Genomic DNA, 15,321 nt, shown 5'->3' on the forward strand with positions numbered 1-15,321 from the left:
GTCAGCACCCATTGGGGCGATTGCCCGAGGTTGGTGCCGATGTTTCGCTCAATTGCTTGCCCATCGTCTCCGGTGCGAGCAACCACGACACCACACCGCCAAAGAGCGAGATGCCGGCGGCAATCATCATGGTTCCGGAAATGCCCAGGTGATCGATCGAAAGCGGCATGAGGAATGTACCTGCCGCGGCACCGATGCGTGAAACAGCCGTGGCAAATCCAACACCGGCGCCGCGGATCTCGGTCGGAAAAACTTCGCCTGGATAGACGCTGCACAGTGTGGTCGACACTGCATTGACGAAGGCAAAGAGGAGGACGCAGACCACAATGATCATCGCCGAGAGGTGGGCCAGCAGGGCAACGGCGACCAGTACCGCCGCGGAAATGAAGAAGGGGGGAATGCCGAGCTTGCGGCGGCCCATCTTCTCGACCAGCAGGGTCGCGGTGACAACGCCAACCAGGGCGAGGCCATTGAGCGCAATGCCGCCGGCGAGGCCATCTCCAAGCCCAAGGTGGTTCAGCACGAACGGCGCAAAGGTGCTGATGGCGAAGTAGGGCGTTACGTTGCAGACCCAGAAAACCGATACGAAGATCGTGGTCTTGATGTAATGCGACGAGAACAAATGTCCCATCTTCAGGGAACCGGACGTGTCCTGTGCCTTGAGGTCCTTGCGCCCTTCATCACACATGTATTCGCGTGCAAGCTCCTCCGCTTCAGCCGTCCGGCCCTGGCTTTTCAGCCAGCGCGGCGATTCCGGGGTACCGAGACGCATGAGCAGGACAATCAGCGTCGGAACGGCGCTTAGCCCCAGGATGACGTTCCAGGAGGCGATGTGCGAGACCACGAGGGCCCAACCGGCGACGTAGGCGATAAGATAGCCCGCATACCAACCCACTTCCTGCACGGACATGAGAAAGCCGCGCAGGCGGGCCGGCGCAAATTCAGCCAGCATCGGCCAGCCCACGGCATAATCGGCACCGATGGCCACGCCCATGAGCACGCGCACGACAAACAGTTGCATCGGATCAGTCACGAAAAACTGGGCGATCGAGCCAACCAGGAAGATGGCAAGATCGATCGTGAACATCGGCTTGCGGCCGATCTTGTCGGCCAGGTAGCCTCCGAGCGGGCCGCCGAGGAAAATGCCGATGAGGGCAGACGCGCCGATCAACCCTTGCCACGCCAGCGACAGATTCAGGTCCTGGGTAATGGAGGGCATCAGGATTCCGATGCCGCCAAGAATGAAGCCGTCGATGAACATCCCGCCCGAAATGAGGACGGTCAACTTGGTGATGAATCGGCGCTGCTTGTCCGACATCTGCTGCGTGGGTGGCCTCAGCAGAACGGCCGGTTCATGAAGTGCGGTGGTAGACAAAGTGGCATCTCCCGTATTTTTATCATTGCTTGGGCGCGGCCGCCCGAATTCCGGCCCGGCAGACCTTGCGGATCAGGCCGGCGTCGTGCGCTGCAATTCTGCCCAATTGCCCGGCTGGACGGCGTAGAAGATGTGCGCAGCCTGGCCGCCGTAGATGACGCTGGTTCCTGCAGGGATCCACATGACGTCACCGGCCTCAGCGGCATGGACCTCGCCGTCCACCTCGACAGTGAAAGTGCCCGAGATGACATAGATCACCTCATCATACAGAAGCGTCCATTCGATCGCGCTGCCATCGAAACGACCGAAGCCTGCGCCCATCGTCGACGATATGCTGCCATCGATCGCGCGGCCGACGAAGGCGGTACCGGGTGGTCCTCCGCGATCGTTCAACGTCACGCTCTCTTGACGTATAATCCTGACACTCATGGCCGTCTCCTAGTTCCTGCCGTAGGCGACCAGGCGTTGATCGAGCGCTTCGAGCTCATCGGCTCCCGCTTCAAGGGCCAGAACGTAGGCTTGGGTCAGATAGAAGCAGGCCGCATCAATACGGTTCTGTGCCTCCATGACATCTGCAGCTTTCGTGTAGGCTCCGATCAATCCCGCCGTGTCGCCCTGTTCGTGGGCTTCCATCAGCTGCCGCTCCAGCGCCTGCCAGGCAGCATCATCCATTCCGCTCATCGCTTCAGCGAGATGGCGACGTTCTTGGTCCTTACGTAGTTGAACAGCGCCTCGACGCCCTTTTCGCGCCCAAAACCGGACTTGCCGATGCCGCCGAAGGGTGTGGCGATCCCGCCTGCGAACCATTCGTTCACGAAAACCTGGCCCGCGCGCAGTTTCGATGCGACCCGATGGGCGCGCGAGAGGTCGTGAGTGAAGACACCGGCTACGAGACCGAACTCCGTGCCGTTCGCAATCGCTATGGCCTCTTCCTCGGTGTCGAAGGGAATCATGCACAGGACCGGCCCGAACACCTCCTCCAGCGCAATCCGCGAATCCGGTCGCACGTCGCGCAGCACGGTGGGGGCCATGAAGTGGCCGGCTCGAGCGAGAGGGGCGCCACCTGCGGCAGCAATCGCGCCGTCGCGTATTGCTGCCGATACCATCTGCGCAATGCCGCCCAACTGACGGGCGGAGATAACGGGGGTATGGTCCGCTTCGTCCAGGCCATGGCCCACGCTCAGGCTATTGGCGAGCGCGGCGCAGGCTTCGACGGCGCGGTTGTAGAGCCCACGTTGTACGAGCAGTCGCGACATCGCCGAACAGACTTGTCCCGCGTTGAAGAAAATACCCCAGCGCACGCTTTCGAGGAGCGTGTCGAGATCCGCATCGTCGAACGCGATCGCGGCCGACTTCCCGCCCAGTTCCATGAGCGAGGGCGTTACGTTCTCAGCCGCAGCGCGCAGGATCGCCTGACCTGTCGGCACCGATCCTGTAAAAACAATCTGGTCGATGCGTGAACTGGCAACCAGCTTGGCGCCCAGATCGATGCCTGTACCGTTGAGAATCGATACCGCGCCTTCCGGAACTTCCGCAGCTTCCAGCGCGCGCGCCAGCACCGTCAATCCCAGGGGATCGAGTTCGGGCGATTTCACGATGACGGCATTTCCAGTGGCAAGGGCAGGAGCGAGCGAGCGCGCAGCCAACGAAACCGGGAAGTTCCACGGAACCACCTGCGCCGATACGCCGACCGGTTCGAGTACGGTGTAATCGACGTAGTTCGGCCCGAGAGGGATGTGCTTGCCCTCCATCTTGTCTGCCATACCGCCGTAGTAGTCGAAATAGGCTGCCGCCTCGTCAAACTCCGCTCTGGCGTCGGAAAGCCGCTTGCCGCTTTCTCGCGTCAGCAGTTCGGCACCCTCGGCGGCAATCGAGCGGATTTCCTGGGCAATGCGGCGCATCAGATCCGCGCGGCGCTGTGGGACCATCGCCGCCAGATCGCCGCGTTCGGCGCTCTTGCGAGCTGCCTCGAGTGCGCGCTCCAGCGTTACTTCACCAGCAAGCGGCGCTTCCGCTACCGTTTCACCAGTCGCCGGATCCTCGACTTCCAGGATGTCATCGCCATCCACCCATCGGCCGGCCAGGAAGTTCTTGAAGCTCATGCCGCCGAACCTTCCGGCACGCGGCCTTCGGCAAGACGCCCTGCCTGCACCTGGTTGGCGATCCACTTATGGAAGATATGGGTTGGACCGTCCATCGCCGGCGAGAAGCGTCCACCGTCGAAGAGCTGACCATGCCGCCCGCGCTGCATGCCTTCGACCACAAAGATGTCTTCCTCGAAGACGACTTTCCAACGCTTCGCATTCTCGGTCCGCAGGGCATCCTGCTCGTCGCTCTCACCCGGCTTCTCGGCATAATAGAGCTCGACGTGCTCGACGGTCTTTTCGAGGCTGAGAGGCTGCAGAACCAGAGCGAAAACATGGTCGCGCTGCACGCCCAGCAGGACGTTGGGAAACAGCGAAACGTATTCCGCGCCCTCGTTCCAGTATTCCGGCAGCCCTTCGAAATCGGGCAGCTTTGCACCGTTCTCGTCTTCAAGCTGTCGATAGACCAGAGTGATCTGGCCCGAATATTCGGCGCGGTGCTCGATGTTACGGTGATCTTCAAGGCGCGAATAGGTGTTGAGCGCCGGGTGAACCCAAGGAAGGTGATAGCTCTCGCAGTAGTTTTCGACAGCCAGCTTCCAGTTCGTGTTGACCTCCAGCTTGAAGCTCGAACCTTCTCCGCCATGGTACTGAGGCTGATCGAAGTCACTCCAACGCTGGAGCAGGTCGGCATGAACTTCCTCGAAAGGCGGCATGTTGCCATTGATGTTCACGAAGACGACGTCGCGCCAGACATGGCTCGGCACCTTGACCAGGCCCAATTCGCTAGCGTCAATCTCGTCATGGGTGTTCTGGCCGGGACCGCCGATATGCGGGGTCGTGCGCAAAGCACCGTCGAGTCCGTAACACCAGGAATGATAGGGGCAGCGGATGGCGCCGCGAATCTTGGTGGGCTGATCGACCAGGATCATGCCCCGATGGCGACACGTGTTCTGGAACACGTTCACGACGCCGCTGCGGTCACGCACGAGAAGAAGCGGCATTCCGAGAAAATCGACCGGCTTGGCATCGCCCACTTCGGGTACGTCCTTGCCGAAACCCACGCCAGCCCAATTGCCGAAGAGGACCGAACGCTTTTCTTCTTCGAAGACGGTCTGATCTACGTAATGGGCGTTGGGAAGCCCCTGAGCGCGTGCAATGTCCGTATGCACGCCGCCAAGCTGGGTCATAACGTTCATGAGATATACCTTGCCTCTCCAAAATCGCACTTAGGATCGAGGCACGGCGGAAAACGCTCAATGGCGTAAAAATTAAACTTCGCTTGAGATGATTTCATCCATAGTGTCGAGCAGCCACGCCCGAAGCTGCTTGGCCGGCTCGCTAAGTTCTTCCTCTGGACGCGTGATAAGGTGGAAGCGACGCGGAGCGGGAATGCTGTGACCGCGGATGGCTTCGAGGCGGCCACTCTCGAGAAACGGAGCGATCAGCCGCTTCCAGCCCAGGATGAGGCCGACCCCATCCATGGCGGTATGCAGGCCGATTAGATAGCTGTTCACCCGGAAGCCGTTGGAGTGCGGGCCGACATGCTCCTGGGCCGCAAACCAGTCGTCCCAACTGGTCCAGCTGGGATCGCTCGATTCGAGATAGATCAGCCGCTGTGCCGCCAAGGTTTCGAGAGACGCGTCGTGCAGGCGCGCCGCCACTTGCGGTGTTGCCACCGGGACCAGTTCGTCGCGATAGAGCGGCTGCTGGTGCCAATCGCTGCGGTGATCGCGCCCGTACCGGATGTACATGTCGAGGTCCGGCGCGATTCCAAACCCCTCGTCCGACACCATCTGGTCGATCGTAATTTCGGGATGGTCGTGCCAGAAGGCGGCAAGGCTGCTCGACGTCCACAGGCTTGCGACCGCAGACGTCGTGCCGATCCGCACTCTGAGTTCGCCCTGCAATTGCCGCAGCTCCCGCAATTGGCGCGAGATCGATGTGAAGCTTTCCGCGAGCGTCGCGAATAGGCGGCCGCCTTCCCGGGTCAGTTCGACGCCGCGGTGCCGCCGCCGGAACAGCGCCAGACCAAGCTCGCTTTCCAGCTGCTTGACCTGATGGCTGACTGCTCCCGGCGTCACATTCAGTTCGACCGCCGCATTCTTGAAACTGAGCAATCGCGCTGCGGCCTCAAACGTCGTCAGCGTGGTCAGTGTCGGTAAATCGTAGGTCCGGCGCGACATCAGACCTCTCCATCCGATGTTCTATTTTGGCGCGCCTTACACATGAGCTGGACTCAATCAAGTGTGAGTTTTTGCCGCATTGAACGACTCGTTCGAACGGCCTCTTTTGATAGGAAATTTCGTGAGAGGATCGAATGTCTTCAGCAGTCACCGTCCGGCGTTTGCCGCTTCCCGACACGCCCGGCGGTTGGGTTCCCCCCGCCGAATTGTCGGTAATGGGCACATCGCCGCCGCCGGCAACCGCCGATTGGGCGGTCATCGGCGCCGGCCTGACAGGCCTTGCCGCGGCACGGCGGCTTGCAGAACTGCATCCCGACCAGACGGTCCTGCTCCTCGATGCCCGTCCCGTCGGTTGGGGCAGTTCGGGCCGCAATGCCGGCTTTGTCATCGACCTTCCCCACAAGTTCGATCTCGATGGCGGTGAACCGGAGCGTATGAACCGGGTCGTTCGGCTTAACACCGCGGCGATCTCCGATCTTGATCGTCTCGTTGCCGAACATTCGATCGACTGCAACTGGTCCAAGGCCGGCAAGCTTCAGGCTGCAATCGGCGAGACCGGCATGGCGGCGATGAAGAATTTCAGCCGCATCCTCGACAGTATCAACCAGCCTTACAAAATGCTGGACCGTCAGGCCGTTGCCGACATCTCTGGCACCCGCCACTATCAGGGCGCGATTTTCACGCCTGGCTGCATCCTGATGAATCCGGCTCGACTCGTTCGAGGACTGGCCCATTCCCTCCCCGGTAATGTCGTTCTGCTCGACGGTTGTCCCGTGCTGCGTCACCAGCGGCGCGGGGACGGCTTCGAGCTGTCAATCCGCCGCCAGGGCATCCCCATTACGATCCAGGTCGGCGGCATTATCGCCGGCACAAGTGCCTACACCCCGGAACTGGGTTGGATGCGGCGCCGCATCGTTCCCGTAGCGACGTTTGCTTCGATCACCCGTCCTTTGAGCGACGCTCACTTCCGATCGTTTGGCGGCAAGCTCGACTGGGGCCTCACCCCGGCTGATATCGGCGGGACGACCATCCGCATGACGCAGGACCGACGCCTTTTCATGCGCAATCAGTACGATTACGTCGGAACCTATGCCGCCTCGGATGCGACGCTTGACCGGGTGCGGACCAGCCATCGGATTGCCCTTGCACGCCGCTGGCCCCAGCTTGCCGACATACCCTTCGAAAGCACTTGGGGCGGCGTTACGGCCCTTGCCCGAAACCGCGTCAGCTACTTCGGCGAGATGGCCCCCCGCGTCTGGAGTTCGAACACCGATAATGGCGTAGGCGTTGCGCGAGGAACGATCTCTGGTCGCCTGCTTGCTGAAATGGCCAGCGGCATCGAGAGCGACCTCCTTGACGACATGCAGGCCGTCTCCGCCATGCCCGTTCAGAACCCGCCCCGCCCGTTCGTGGGCATCGGCGTAAAAGCCCGCCTTCGTTACGAAGCCTGGCGCAGCCGCAAGGAAATTTGATCATGTCCACAACCGCCCGGCTGAGCCGCAAGACCATACTCAGCCATGACATCGCTGAATTTCGCTTTGAAAGCCTCGATGCACCTTTCCAAGGCATCGAGCCCGGTGCGCATATTGACGTTCATCTCGGCGACGGGCTGATCCGCCAATACTCGCTGTGCGACTGGGATCCGGCAGGCAAATGGGTCGCTGTCGCCATCAAGCGCGAGGACGGCGGCCGTGGCGGTTCCCGCGCAGCGCACGCCCTCCAGGAAGGCGCCGTGCTCAAGATCGGTGGCCCCCGCAACCATTTCGCGCTCAAGGGTCATGCGACGCCTGTCCTGCTGCTGGGCGGCGGGATCGGCGCCACGCCGATCCTGGCCATGGGTCGCCACCTTGCTTCCACCGGCGCCGATGTGCGGGTTGTCTACCTGACCCGCTCGCGTGCAGATGCCGCCCTTCATGACGCCTTCACGGCCTTGGCTCTTGGCGATGCGTACCGCTTGCATTGCGATGAAGTGGCGGGTTTTTGCGATATCGATGAACTGCTTGCAAGCCATCCCGCCGAGGGCGACATCTATGTTTGCGGGCCAGAACCGATGCTCCAGGCCGTCCTGGAAGCCGGTAAGCGTCAGCAGCGCCCCCATATCCATTTCGAGCGCTTTGCCGCAGCGCCCGATCGCTCGGACGCCCCGCTCGGCGCATTCGAGGTCGAGGTAAATTCGACCGGACAAGTGTTTACGATCGCCCCCGAACAGTCGATCCTGGGTGTGCTGCAGGAAGCGAACTTCAGCATTGAGTTTGGCTGCTCCGAAGGCATTTGCGGTGCCTGCATGGTCAATGTCCTTGAAGGCGAAATCGACCACCGCGACAGCGTCCTGGCCGACGATGAGCGCGACCAGAACGATTACATGTGTATCTGCGTATCCCGTGCAAAGTCAGGCAAGCTGAAGCTCGACCTCTAGGCAATGCGCCGCAGGGCTACACACCCTGCCAACAACCGAGTTGCATTGCCTAGGGGCGGGTCCCTTGGAACTCAACCAAGCCTACCGCGACCCAGGTGGTCGCGCGACCGGATGGCCCAATACCATATCAAACTGCGTTGAACGGCTGCGATAGACAACCGCCGACAAAACAAGGGCGAGAGGATGATTACAGGATCGGACGAGCGCTGTGCCGTACAGCGCGCGATCAGCAGGCTTTGCCCTGCTGCCACAGCCACTAGCGACTTGGGTGGGTCATGCTGAGCGCCCTTGCCGCATTGGCGCTTACTGCTGCACCCACGGCAGCCGGAAACGCACCGGAAACGCCAATCGCGGAAAGCGGCACTGAAAGTGCGAACACTTCCAGTGCTGATGCCGTTGGTCCGGCCTCGCAACCATCATTACCGGCGCCCCCACCTTCGGAAAGCCAAGCGAAATTGAAGCTCGGAGGTGCGATCCGTGCACGCTACGATCTACGCTTCAACGATGCCGGGTCAGACGGCGGGCGGAGGACATCGAGCCATCTGTCCTTCGATACCCTGCTGCTGACGGCCGATTATGATTCATCCGTCCTTTTTGGCGCGGCGCAATATCGCTTCTACGGCGGCAGCTTCATCTACGGCCACGCCAACGGCTATGACAATTATCCCGGGGAAGTCAGTTTTCCTGTCTATGCCTATGTCGGTGCGAAATTGAACGACAAGCAGAAGGTGACCGTCGGCGTTCAGTCGGTTCCCTTCGATGACCGCTGGTGGGGCTCTGCGTTCTTCAACAGCCTGGGGTTCGTTTACGGCCTCGAGGAAGTCTACAACGCCGGCGTGACGTTCAGCCACAAGGACAGCGCACTTGGTGTGGACCTCGGCTATTTTCCGACGACAGCGCCCAATGCCTTTGGCATCAGCGACGACAGTGCGCGCTTTTCGGTGAACATCGTCAAAGGCGACAGCTATGTTCCGGACGGGTCGCGCAATGCCGAGCGCAACATGTTCGTCGGCCGGGTCCAATATCAGCTTGCGTCATCGGATCACCGTTCTCTGACACTTTCGGGCTCCGCGTGGCTGTCTACGATCCACAATTTCGATACGGGCGGGAACGGGTACAGGCGGTCTTATGCGCTCAGTCTGAAAGCGGAAAGTGGCCCCTGGCACGCCAAGCTTCTGGCGGCACGTCAGGTAATCAATCCTCGCAATGAGGGCCGCAGCGACCTTATCACGGTTGGCGATTACGATTCCTCGTACAACATCGCTGCTCGAGGCAACATGGCTTTCGGGGAAATGGGGCGCACCGTCGACACCGGACACCTGCCGTTCAATCTCAATCTCTATGCGAACTACGCTCGGTTCATGAAAGATGGCTCAGGTTTTCGCGATACCGAGCGCCTTACCCTCGGGGCCTTCTGGTCCGACAAGGCAACCGGCCGCTTCAGGGTCTGGTCCGACCTCATGATTGGACGCAACGACCCCTATGTAGGGGCTGGTCAATTTCTGTCTGGGGCCGGTCAAGGCGGCGATGGCAAAATGAAGGCATCGCTCATTATCTTGATGGGATATTATTTCTAGACCACGGAAGGGGACACTTTCGGCCACAGCTTGCTGGTGTCTGTTCCCGACCCAACCCAGTCGTTCCCATCCGCAATGGTCAACGTCCGGGCTCACCTAAAGCCGTCGATCGGGCATCGCCAAACTACCCATTCAAGTCGTCAGCTTGTAGGAACCACGTACCTGAACTCTGCATTCCACATCGGTCCCGGATCAGCTGCTCAAGCGCGGTGACGGCCACGCGCGCCTGTTGGACCTGAAACCGACAGCGGACTGCTGGGATTACGCCGCATCTCTTGGGTTTTTCCTGATGGCTGTGGCCTCGGCCTTCAAGGATGATCCCCGTACCGGAAACCGGGGAGATCATGGATGGAAGCAAATCGTCGACAGACGCTTGCGATGTTGGGCGCGCTCATTGCCGCGACGGTTTCGCCCAAGGGCCTCGCCCACACATCGGACGCCCGCCCGAACATCCTCTTCGTACTCATGGACAACCTGGGTTACGGCGAGCTTGGCGTCTATGGCGGTGGTGAACTGCGCGGCGCGCCTACACCGCGTATCGATCGCCTCGCCGCCGAAGGCATGCGGCTGACCAATTTCAATGTCGAAGCACAATGCACGCCCAGTCGATCAGCCATCCTGACGGGTCGCTTTGCGATCCGATCGGGCACGCATTCGGTGCCTCTTCCCGGTTCTCTGGACGGGCTGACGCAATGGGAGGTGACGCTGGCCGAAACGCTATCGGACGCAGGCTATGCGACGGGAGCTTTCGGCAAATGGCACCTAGGTAGTTCGCAGGGACGCCTGCCCAACGACCAGGGATTCGATGAATGGTACGGCATTCCTCGTACCACCGATGAATCGATGTTTCCCTCCCAACCCGGCGCCCGCGCCGTTGGGATCCCCTTCATGCATATCATGGAGGGGCGTAAGGGAGAGCGCAGCCGCGAACTGGAGGTCTATGATCTCGATCAGCGTCGCCGGATCGATCAAGAAATCACGCGGCGTACGGCAGGTTTCATGGAGCGTGCCGTTCAATCGGGCAAGCCGTTCTATGCCTATGTACCTTTCACTCTGGTCCATGTGCCTGCGCTGCCCAGCCAGGATTTCGCAGGTCATACCGGGAATGGAGATTTCGCGGATTGCCTGGCGGAAATGGACGCCAATGTCGGGCAACTGCTGGACAAGCTCGACAGCCTTGGTGTCAGCGACAACACGATTGTAGTCTTTACCAGCGACAATGGCCCGGATTCGACATTCCCGTCGCAGGGCTCCTCCGGCCCCTGGAGTGGTTATTACTTCACGCACATGGAAGGATCGCTGCGCACGCCATTCATCATCCGTTGGCCCGGCCATGTACCGGCGGGCCGCACCTCCAATGAGATCGTCCACTCGGTGGATACGTTCACGACTTTTGCCACCATTGCCGGCGCACGGATCCCGCAGGACCGGGCGATAGACGGCGTCGATCAGACCGCGTTCCTGGAAGGCCGCACCAACACATCGGCCAGGCAAGGTTTCCCCGTTTTCGTTGCTGACCGCATGGAGGCGGTCAAATGGAAGAACTGGAAGCTCGCGTTTTATGAGCAGGAACGGGACTGGTGGTCGGCGCCGACGAAGCTTGGCGTGCCCAAGATCTACGATCTGCTAAACGATCCGAAGGAGGAATATGGCGCCACGCTGACCCCGAATGGCTGGGTCGGTGGGCCGATGATGAAGATTGTGGCGGATTTCGAAGCCAGCCTCAAACGATACCCGCCAATCATGCCAGGCACGCCCGATCCGTATTCACCGCCCAAGGCGCACTGATAGCTAAGCTCTATCTGAAATCCGTAACCTACGATCATTTGAGGCAGTTCAACGGCGGCTTTCTTGTGCTCGCAATTCAAAAACCTTCCGGCAGATGCCGACCCAATTGTCGCCGTTCTGGCCGGACTGCCGGAACGACCACTCCCGCCAGAACCAGACAGAAAAGGTTTCCGATGTCCGGTTCCCCAACACGCAAATCCGCCCGTTTGCGGTCCGGCAGGATTTGGCCTGAAAAGGCAAGCGGGTTCAATGAGTGGCAGGCTCCAGCGCCAGCATTCAGATGCTATGGTAGATCAATTGGTCGCGCAGTCCGCACGATGATATCCCGCCGACCGCCTTGCCACTATGCCGGCAATCGCATCTTGAGCGGTGAGAGATAGATCCCTCCCCGTTGCCCCGTCACGAGCCTGAACCGCCAGGCCCTGCAGCAGCGCGGAAAGATGCTTGGCAAGTCGGTCTGCCTCGGGCCGCGTGAGCCACTTGCACAATGTTTCTGCAATACGATCGCGCAGTTCTCGCCGACGGTTGCGCAGTTCGATCACCAGCTCATGCTGCTCGACCGCACCCTCGACCAAGCCGATCGAGATCATGCAACCGCGTTCCTCAGCCGTCACCGCCTGAATGGCTGCGTTGAAGAAACCTTCCAGCCCCTGTTCCAGGGTCGATGCATCGGTCATGCCTTCCAGCGCGCCAGGCAAGCCGGAGTACAGGTCGAGCGCTTCGCGGTAGAGACCGGCCTTGCTTTTGAAAGCCGCATAGAGACTGGGGGGAGCGATACCGATGGCATTGGTGAGATCGGCAATCGACACGCCTTCATACCCATGCTGCCGGAACAGTCGCATCGCAGTCTCGACCGCTTGAGCCCGATCAAAGGTACGAGGGCCGCTGGAGCGACGTTGGCGAGGTTTTTCCATAGCGATCACTAAACACAGGTTGACGCGGGAACGCAATGACTTAAATTTAGTGTTCGCTACATATAAGGAGCATGACCCATGAAGCGCCTGCCTTTCCCGACCGCCACCGATTTCGGTTCCGTGCATGGTGTTCCCAGCTTGCCTCCCGGATTTACCGAGGTTTTCGAAAGCTATCGGATCCCCACCGGCGAAATCGAACTTCATGCCGTGGTGGGAGGCGACGGCCCTCCGCTGCTCCTGCTCGGGGGATGGCCGCAGAATTGGTATATCTGGCGCGACGTCATGTTGCCCTTGGCGGAACGGTTCACCGTGATCGTGCCGGATCCCCGCGGTCTCGGCATTTCCGAGAAGCCGCTGGAGGGCTATGACAAGGGGACGCTCGGCCGCGATCTCTTCGGACTGATGACGGCACTGGGGCATGAGTGTTTCGCCATGGTCGGGCACGACTGCGGAATGTGGGTCGGCTATGCGATGGCTGCGGATCAGCCCGATCGCATTGCACGTATTGCGCTGGGTGAGGCGATCATCCCGGGCGTGGCGATCTCCCCTCCCCTGATCTCAGATGACCGGCAACTGAGCGACTTCCTCTGGCATAACAATTTCTGCCGCGTCCACGGCATCAACGAGGCGCTGGTGGTCGGCAGAGAAGAGATATTCTTCGATTATCAGTTCACCAAAATTTCGGTGCCAAATCCGCTTTCCACCGAGGTTCGGGCCTTCTACATCGATCTCATCAAGCGCGATCGCCAAACGCTTCGCGCAAGCTTCGATTATTATCGCGCTATCGATGCCGACATCCCTGCCAATCGCGAGCGCATGAGAACCAGGCTGACGATGCCGGTGTTCGGGTTCGCAGGTCAACTGGCATGCGGCGATGCCGTGGAGGAGCAGCTTCGCAGCGTTGCAGACGATGTTCACTGCGCCGTGATCCCTGATTGTGGGCATTTCGTACCGGAAGAGGCGCCGGATGCGCTGCTGGCGTTGCTGAACTCCTTCCTGGCCCCATACCTTGCGGAGTTCGGTGAGGTTCGGGAGAGCGACGCCCTCCCCTTGACTGTTGAGGGCTGACCTGGCCCGATAAAGCTGATGACAGGTTCCGCGCCCTCTTTTCGCGCCGGCACAACCGGTGCGAGGAGAAGGTCCGGTCCTGGAACTGCCTTGGAACTGCAGAGCCCTCTCGCCACCACCTTCGCTTGCCGCAGTATCTTGCGGGCGCAACAGCGAAGGCGCTCTGGCCCCATCGAAAAGGAAGTCCCGATGTTCTTCGAGGTGGCGACGCTCAAGGGATCGGTATTTGCCGGCAAAGGTGCATTGCCGGGCGCGCGCGCCTGGGTCGAGGATGCTGTGGCAGGCACCCTTCTGGGCATGTGGCAGACAGAAATCGGCCCTATCGGCCAACTGATGTTGCTAAGATCGTTTGACACTCTGGAAGAGCTGCGAACGGAGCGACATCGCGCGTTAATGAGCGACGATCCGTTTGGAACGGCAGCGGCAAACGTGAAGCTCTCACTGGAAAGCTTCGCGCCGTTCCCCTTCCTGCCGCCTCCCAAGCCGCGCGCTTATGGCGGTGTTTTTGAATGGCGCACTTACTGGCTGACACCTGGCGGCCTCCCGGGCACGTTGGATGGCTGGCGTATGGCGATCGAACCTGCGCGAGCCTATACCGATCACCTTGTCACCGCCATGTATGCGCTCGACGGTGAGCCACGCATTACCCATCTCTGGGGTTTTGGCTCTGTCGAACAACGCAACAGATTGCGGCGCGAACATTATTCTGTGGGGCTCTGGCCACCGAAGGGAGGCCCCGAGCGCATCGAGCACGCAACATCTACCATTGCCTTTGCGGAGCCTGACTTCCCCATATGTTGAGGGGATTGCCCCGCGCGGAATGTCTCGAGCGCCCGAGCACGGCGGCAATTCGCTTGCGGGCTGGCCGGCAGAGCGTAGCACTGCTGCTTCGCCGCCGGCCGGTGTCCATCATAGAGCGTCGATCCAGGCGACGATGGCGGAGGTCACGTCCTCCTTGCGATCCTGCATGATCCAGTGACCGGCATGGTCCCAATATTCGACTCTCGATTTGGGGTTGGAGAACCAGCCTCGCATACGAGCTTCCTGCTCCTGATCGCGGCATAAGTGGTAAAACGGCACCCGGACGGTCCGGAGAAAGTCCTCGCTCTGCTTGCCCAGTCCCACTTGGCTTGCCCCGAAGAACAGCGGACCGAACGATTCCCGCACCGCGTGGATCGACGTTCCTTGCAGCCGCCGCGCATGCCAGCGTTTAATCCCCGGATCGGTTGCAGGATCGTAGACCGCCTCGAACAGCGCGGGGCCGACGATCGCCGGATCCTTGCGCTTCAGATCCATCGTCGTTTTTCTGAAGATCGGGCCGAGCGCGTCGGAGAATCCCAGCGAACCGTCTACCGATATAACTCCGCCGACCAGATCGGGCCGTTTGACCGAGAGGCGTGCCGCGATCTGCCCGCCCATCGAATGGCCCACAAGGATGAACTTCTGCCCGGGGAAATCCCGTTCGATCAAAGCTTCGATATCGGCGACATAATCCTCGGGATCGTAGGAACCCGATGGCATGATCTGCGAGCGACCGTGTCCGCGAAGATCCACGGCCACGACGCGATACTTGCCTTCAAGGACCGGCAATTGCCACGACCAGTCATGCGAATCTGCCGTCCAGCCGTGGATCAGCATCACATTGGTCCCGGCCCCGACGTCGGTGTAGAACAGTTTCGCGGTTGTCCGGCCTGAAAGCGATGCGCTCCATCCAACGTCGGGCGCCAGAGTGGCGGTCGCTGCGGCTGCCCCCATGAAGCCCAGCAAACCGCGCCGGGAAAGACCGCTGTCCTCAATCGTCATGATTTTCTCCGTTCAGATCCAGCCGCAATGCGGTCCGTCGTGTACCTGCACCTCGTGCCTGTCGTGGCCGCATCCAGATATATGTTGTAAATCTACGATCAATTACGCAC

General features: G+C 60.6%; 14 protein-coding genes. 6 read left to right on the forward strand and 8 right to left on the reverse strand.

The features are described from left to right. Window position 1: 1 nt before the first annotated feature. The 6 genes from WBP06_RS24005 to WBP06_RS24030 form a co-directional block, all read right to left on the reverse strand. The gene (locus WBP06_RS24005; RefSeq protein WP_395334678.1) at window positions 2-1,375 is read right to left on the reverse strand and encodes an MFS transporter; all 1,374 of its coding nucleotides are present in this window, start codon (window positions 1,373-1,375) and stop codon (window positions 2-4) included. A gap of 72 nt (window positions 1,376-1,447) precedes the next feature. Beyond that, on the reverse strand, window positions 1,448-1,804 hold the full coding sequence (locus WBP06_RS24010) for a cupin domain-containing protein (protein WP_395334680.1): 357 nt from the start codon (window positions 1,802-1,804) through the stop codon (window positions 1,448-1,450). A 9-nt stretch (window positions 1,805-1,813) separates the two neighbouring features. Beyond that, window positions 1,814-2,047, reverse strand: coding sequence for a hypothetical protein (locus WBP06_RS24015; RefSeq protein WP_395334682.1), 234 nt, complete (start codon window positions 2,045-2,047; stop codon window positions 1,814-1,816). 5 nt (window positions 2,048-2,052) lie between these two features. Beyond that, entirely contained in the window at window positions 2,053-3,477 is a 1,425-nt protein-coding gene (locus WBP06_RS24020) for an aldehyde dehydrogenase family protein (RefSeq protein WP_395334684.1), read from the reverse strand. Next, window positions 3,474-4,658, reverse strand: a complete 1,185-nt coding sequence (locus WBP06_RS24025; RefSeq protein WP_395334686.1) for an aromatic ring-hydroxylating dioxygenase subunit alpha — start codon at window positions 4,656-4,658, stop codon at window positions 3,474-3,476. Before WBP06_RS24025 ends, WBP06_RS24020 begins: the two co-directional genes overlap by 4 nt. Before the next feature lie 72 nt (window positions 4,659-4,730). Further along, entirely contained in the window at window positions 4,731-5,645 is a 915-nt protein-coding gene (locus tag WBP06_RS24030) for a LysR substrate-binding domain-containing protein (protein ID WP_395334688.1), read from the reverse strand. Window positions 5,646-5,860: 215 nt separating this feature from the next. On the opposite strand from WBP06_RS24030, the gene WBP06_RS24035 reads away from it, so the two are divergent. The 4 genes from WBP06_RS24035 (at window position 5,861) to WBP06_RS24050 (ending at window position 11,426) form a co-directional block, all read left to right on the forward strand. Beyond that, entirely contained in the window at window positions 5,861-7,117 is a 1,257-nt protein-coding gene (locus WBP06_RS24035; protein WP_395337569.1) for an NAD(P)/FAD-dependent oxidoreductase, read from the forward strand. A 2-nt stretch (window positions 7,118-7,119) separates the two neighbouring features. Then, the gene (locus tag WBP06_RS24040; protein ID WP_395334691.1) at window positions 7,120-8,061 is read left to right on the forward strand and encodes a PDR/VanB family oxidoreductase; all 942 of its coding nucleotides are present in this window, start codon (window positions 7,120-7,122) and stop codon (window positions 8,059-8,061) included. 455 nt (window positions 8,062-8,516) lie between these two features. Next, the gene (locus WBP06_RS24045; protein WP_395334694.1) at window positions 8,517-9,638 is read left to right on the forward strand and encodes a hypothetical protein; all 1,122 of its coding nucleotides are present in this window, start codon (window positions 8,517-8,519) and stop codon (window positions 9,636-9,638) included. Between the two features lie 378 nt (window positions 9,639-10,016). Continuing rightward, a complete protein-coding gene (locus WBP06_RS24050) occupies window positions 10,017-11,426 on the forward strand; it encodes an arylsulfatase (RefSeq protein ID WP_395337570.1) in 1,410 nt (469 codons plus the stop codon). 293 nt (window positions 11,427-11,719) lie between these two features. Here the strand turns inward: WBP06_RS24050 and WBP06_RS24055 are convergent, their stop codons facing one another. Further along, window positions 11,720-12,268, reverse strand: coding sequence for a TetR/AcrR family transcriptional regulator (locus WBP06_RS24055; protein ID WP_395334697.1), 549 nt, complete (start codon window positions 12,266-12,268; stop codon window positions 11,720-11,722). Between the two features lie 150 nt (window positions 12,269-12,418). Here WBP06_RS24055 and WBP06_RS24060 point away from each other — a divergent pair, with 150 nt between their 5' ends. Beyond that, window positions 12,419-13,408 carry an alpha/beta fold hydrolase gene (locus tag WBP06_RS24060; RefSeq protein WP_395334700.1) on the forward strand — a complete coding sequence of 330 codons (990 nt, stop codon included), beginning with the start codon at window positions 12,419-12,421 and terminating at the stop codon, window positions 13,406-13,408. A 189-nt stretch (window positions 13,409-13,597) separates the two neighbouring features. Further along, window positions 13,598-14,209: an NIPSNAP family protein gene (locus tag WBP06_RS24065; RefSeq protein WP_395334702.1), complete on the forward strand. Its 612-nt coding sequence runs from the start codon at window positions 13,598-13,600 to the stop codon at window positions 14,207-14,209. 108 nt (window positions 14,210-14,317) lie between these two features. Here WBP06_RS24065 and WBP06_RS24070 read toward each other — a convergent pair whose 3' ends face one another. After that, a complete protein-coding gene (locus WBP06_RS24070) occupies window positions 14,318-15,046 on the reverse strand; it encodes an alpha/beta fold hydrolase (RefSeq protein ID WP_395334704.1) in 729 nt (242 codons plus the stop codon). Between the last annotated feature and the right edge of the window lie 275 nt (window positions 15,047-15,321).

The sequence above is a fragment of the Novosphingobium mississippiense genome, assembly GCF_044029535.1.
In the GTDB taxonomy this organism is placed as follows: domain Bacteria; phylum Pseudomonadota; class Alphaproteobacteria; order Sphingomonadales; family Sphingomonadaceae; genus Novosphingobium.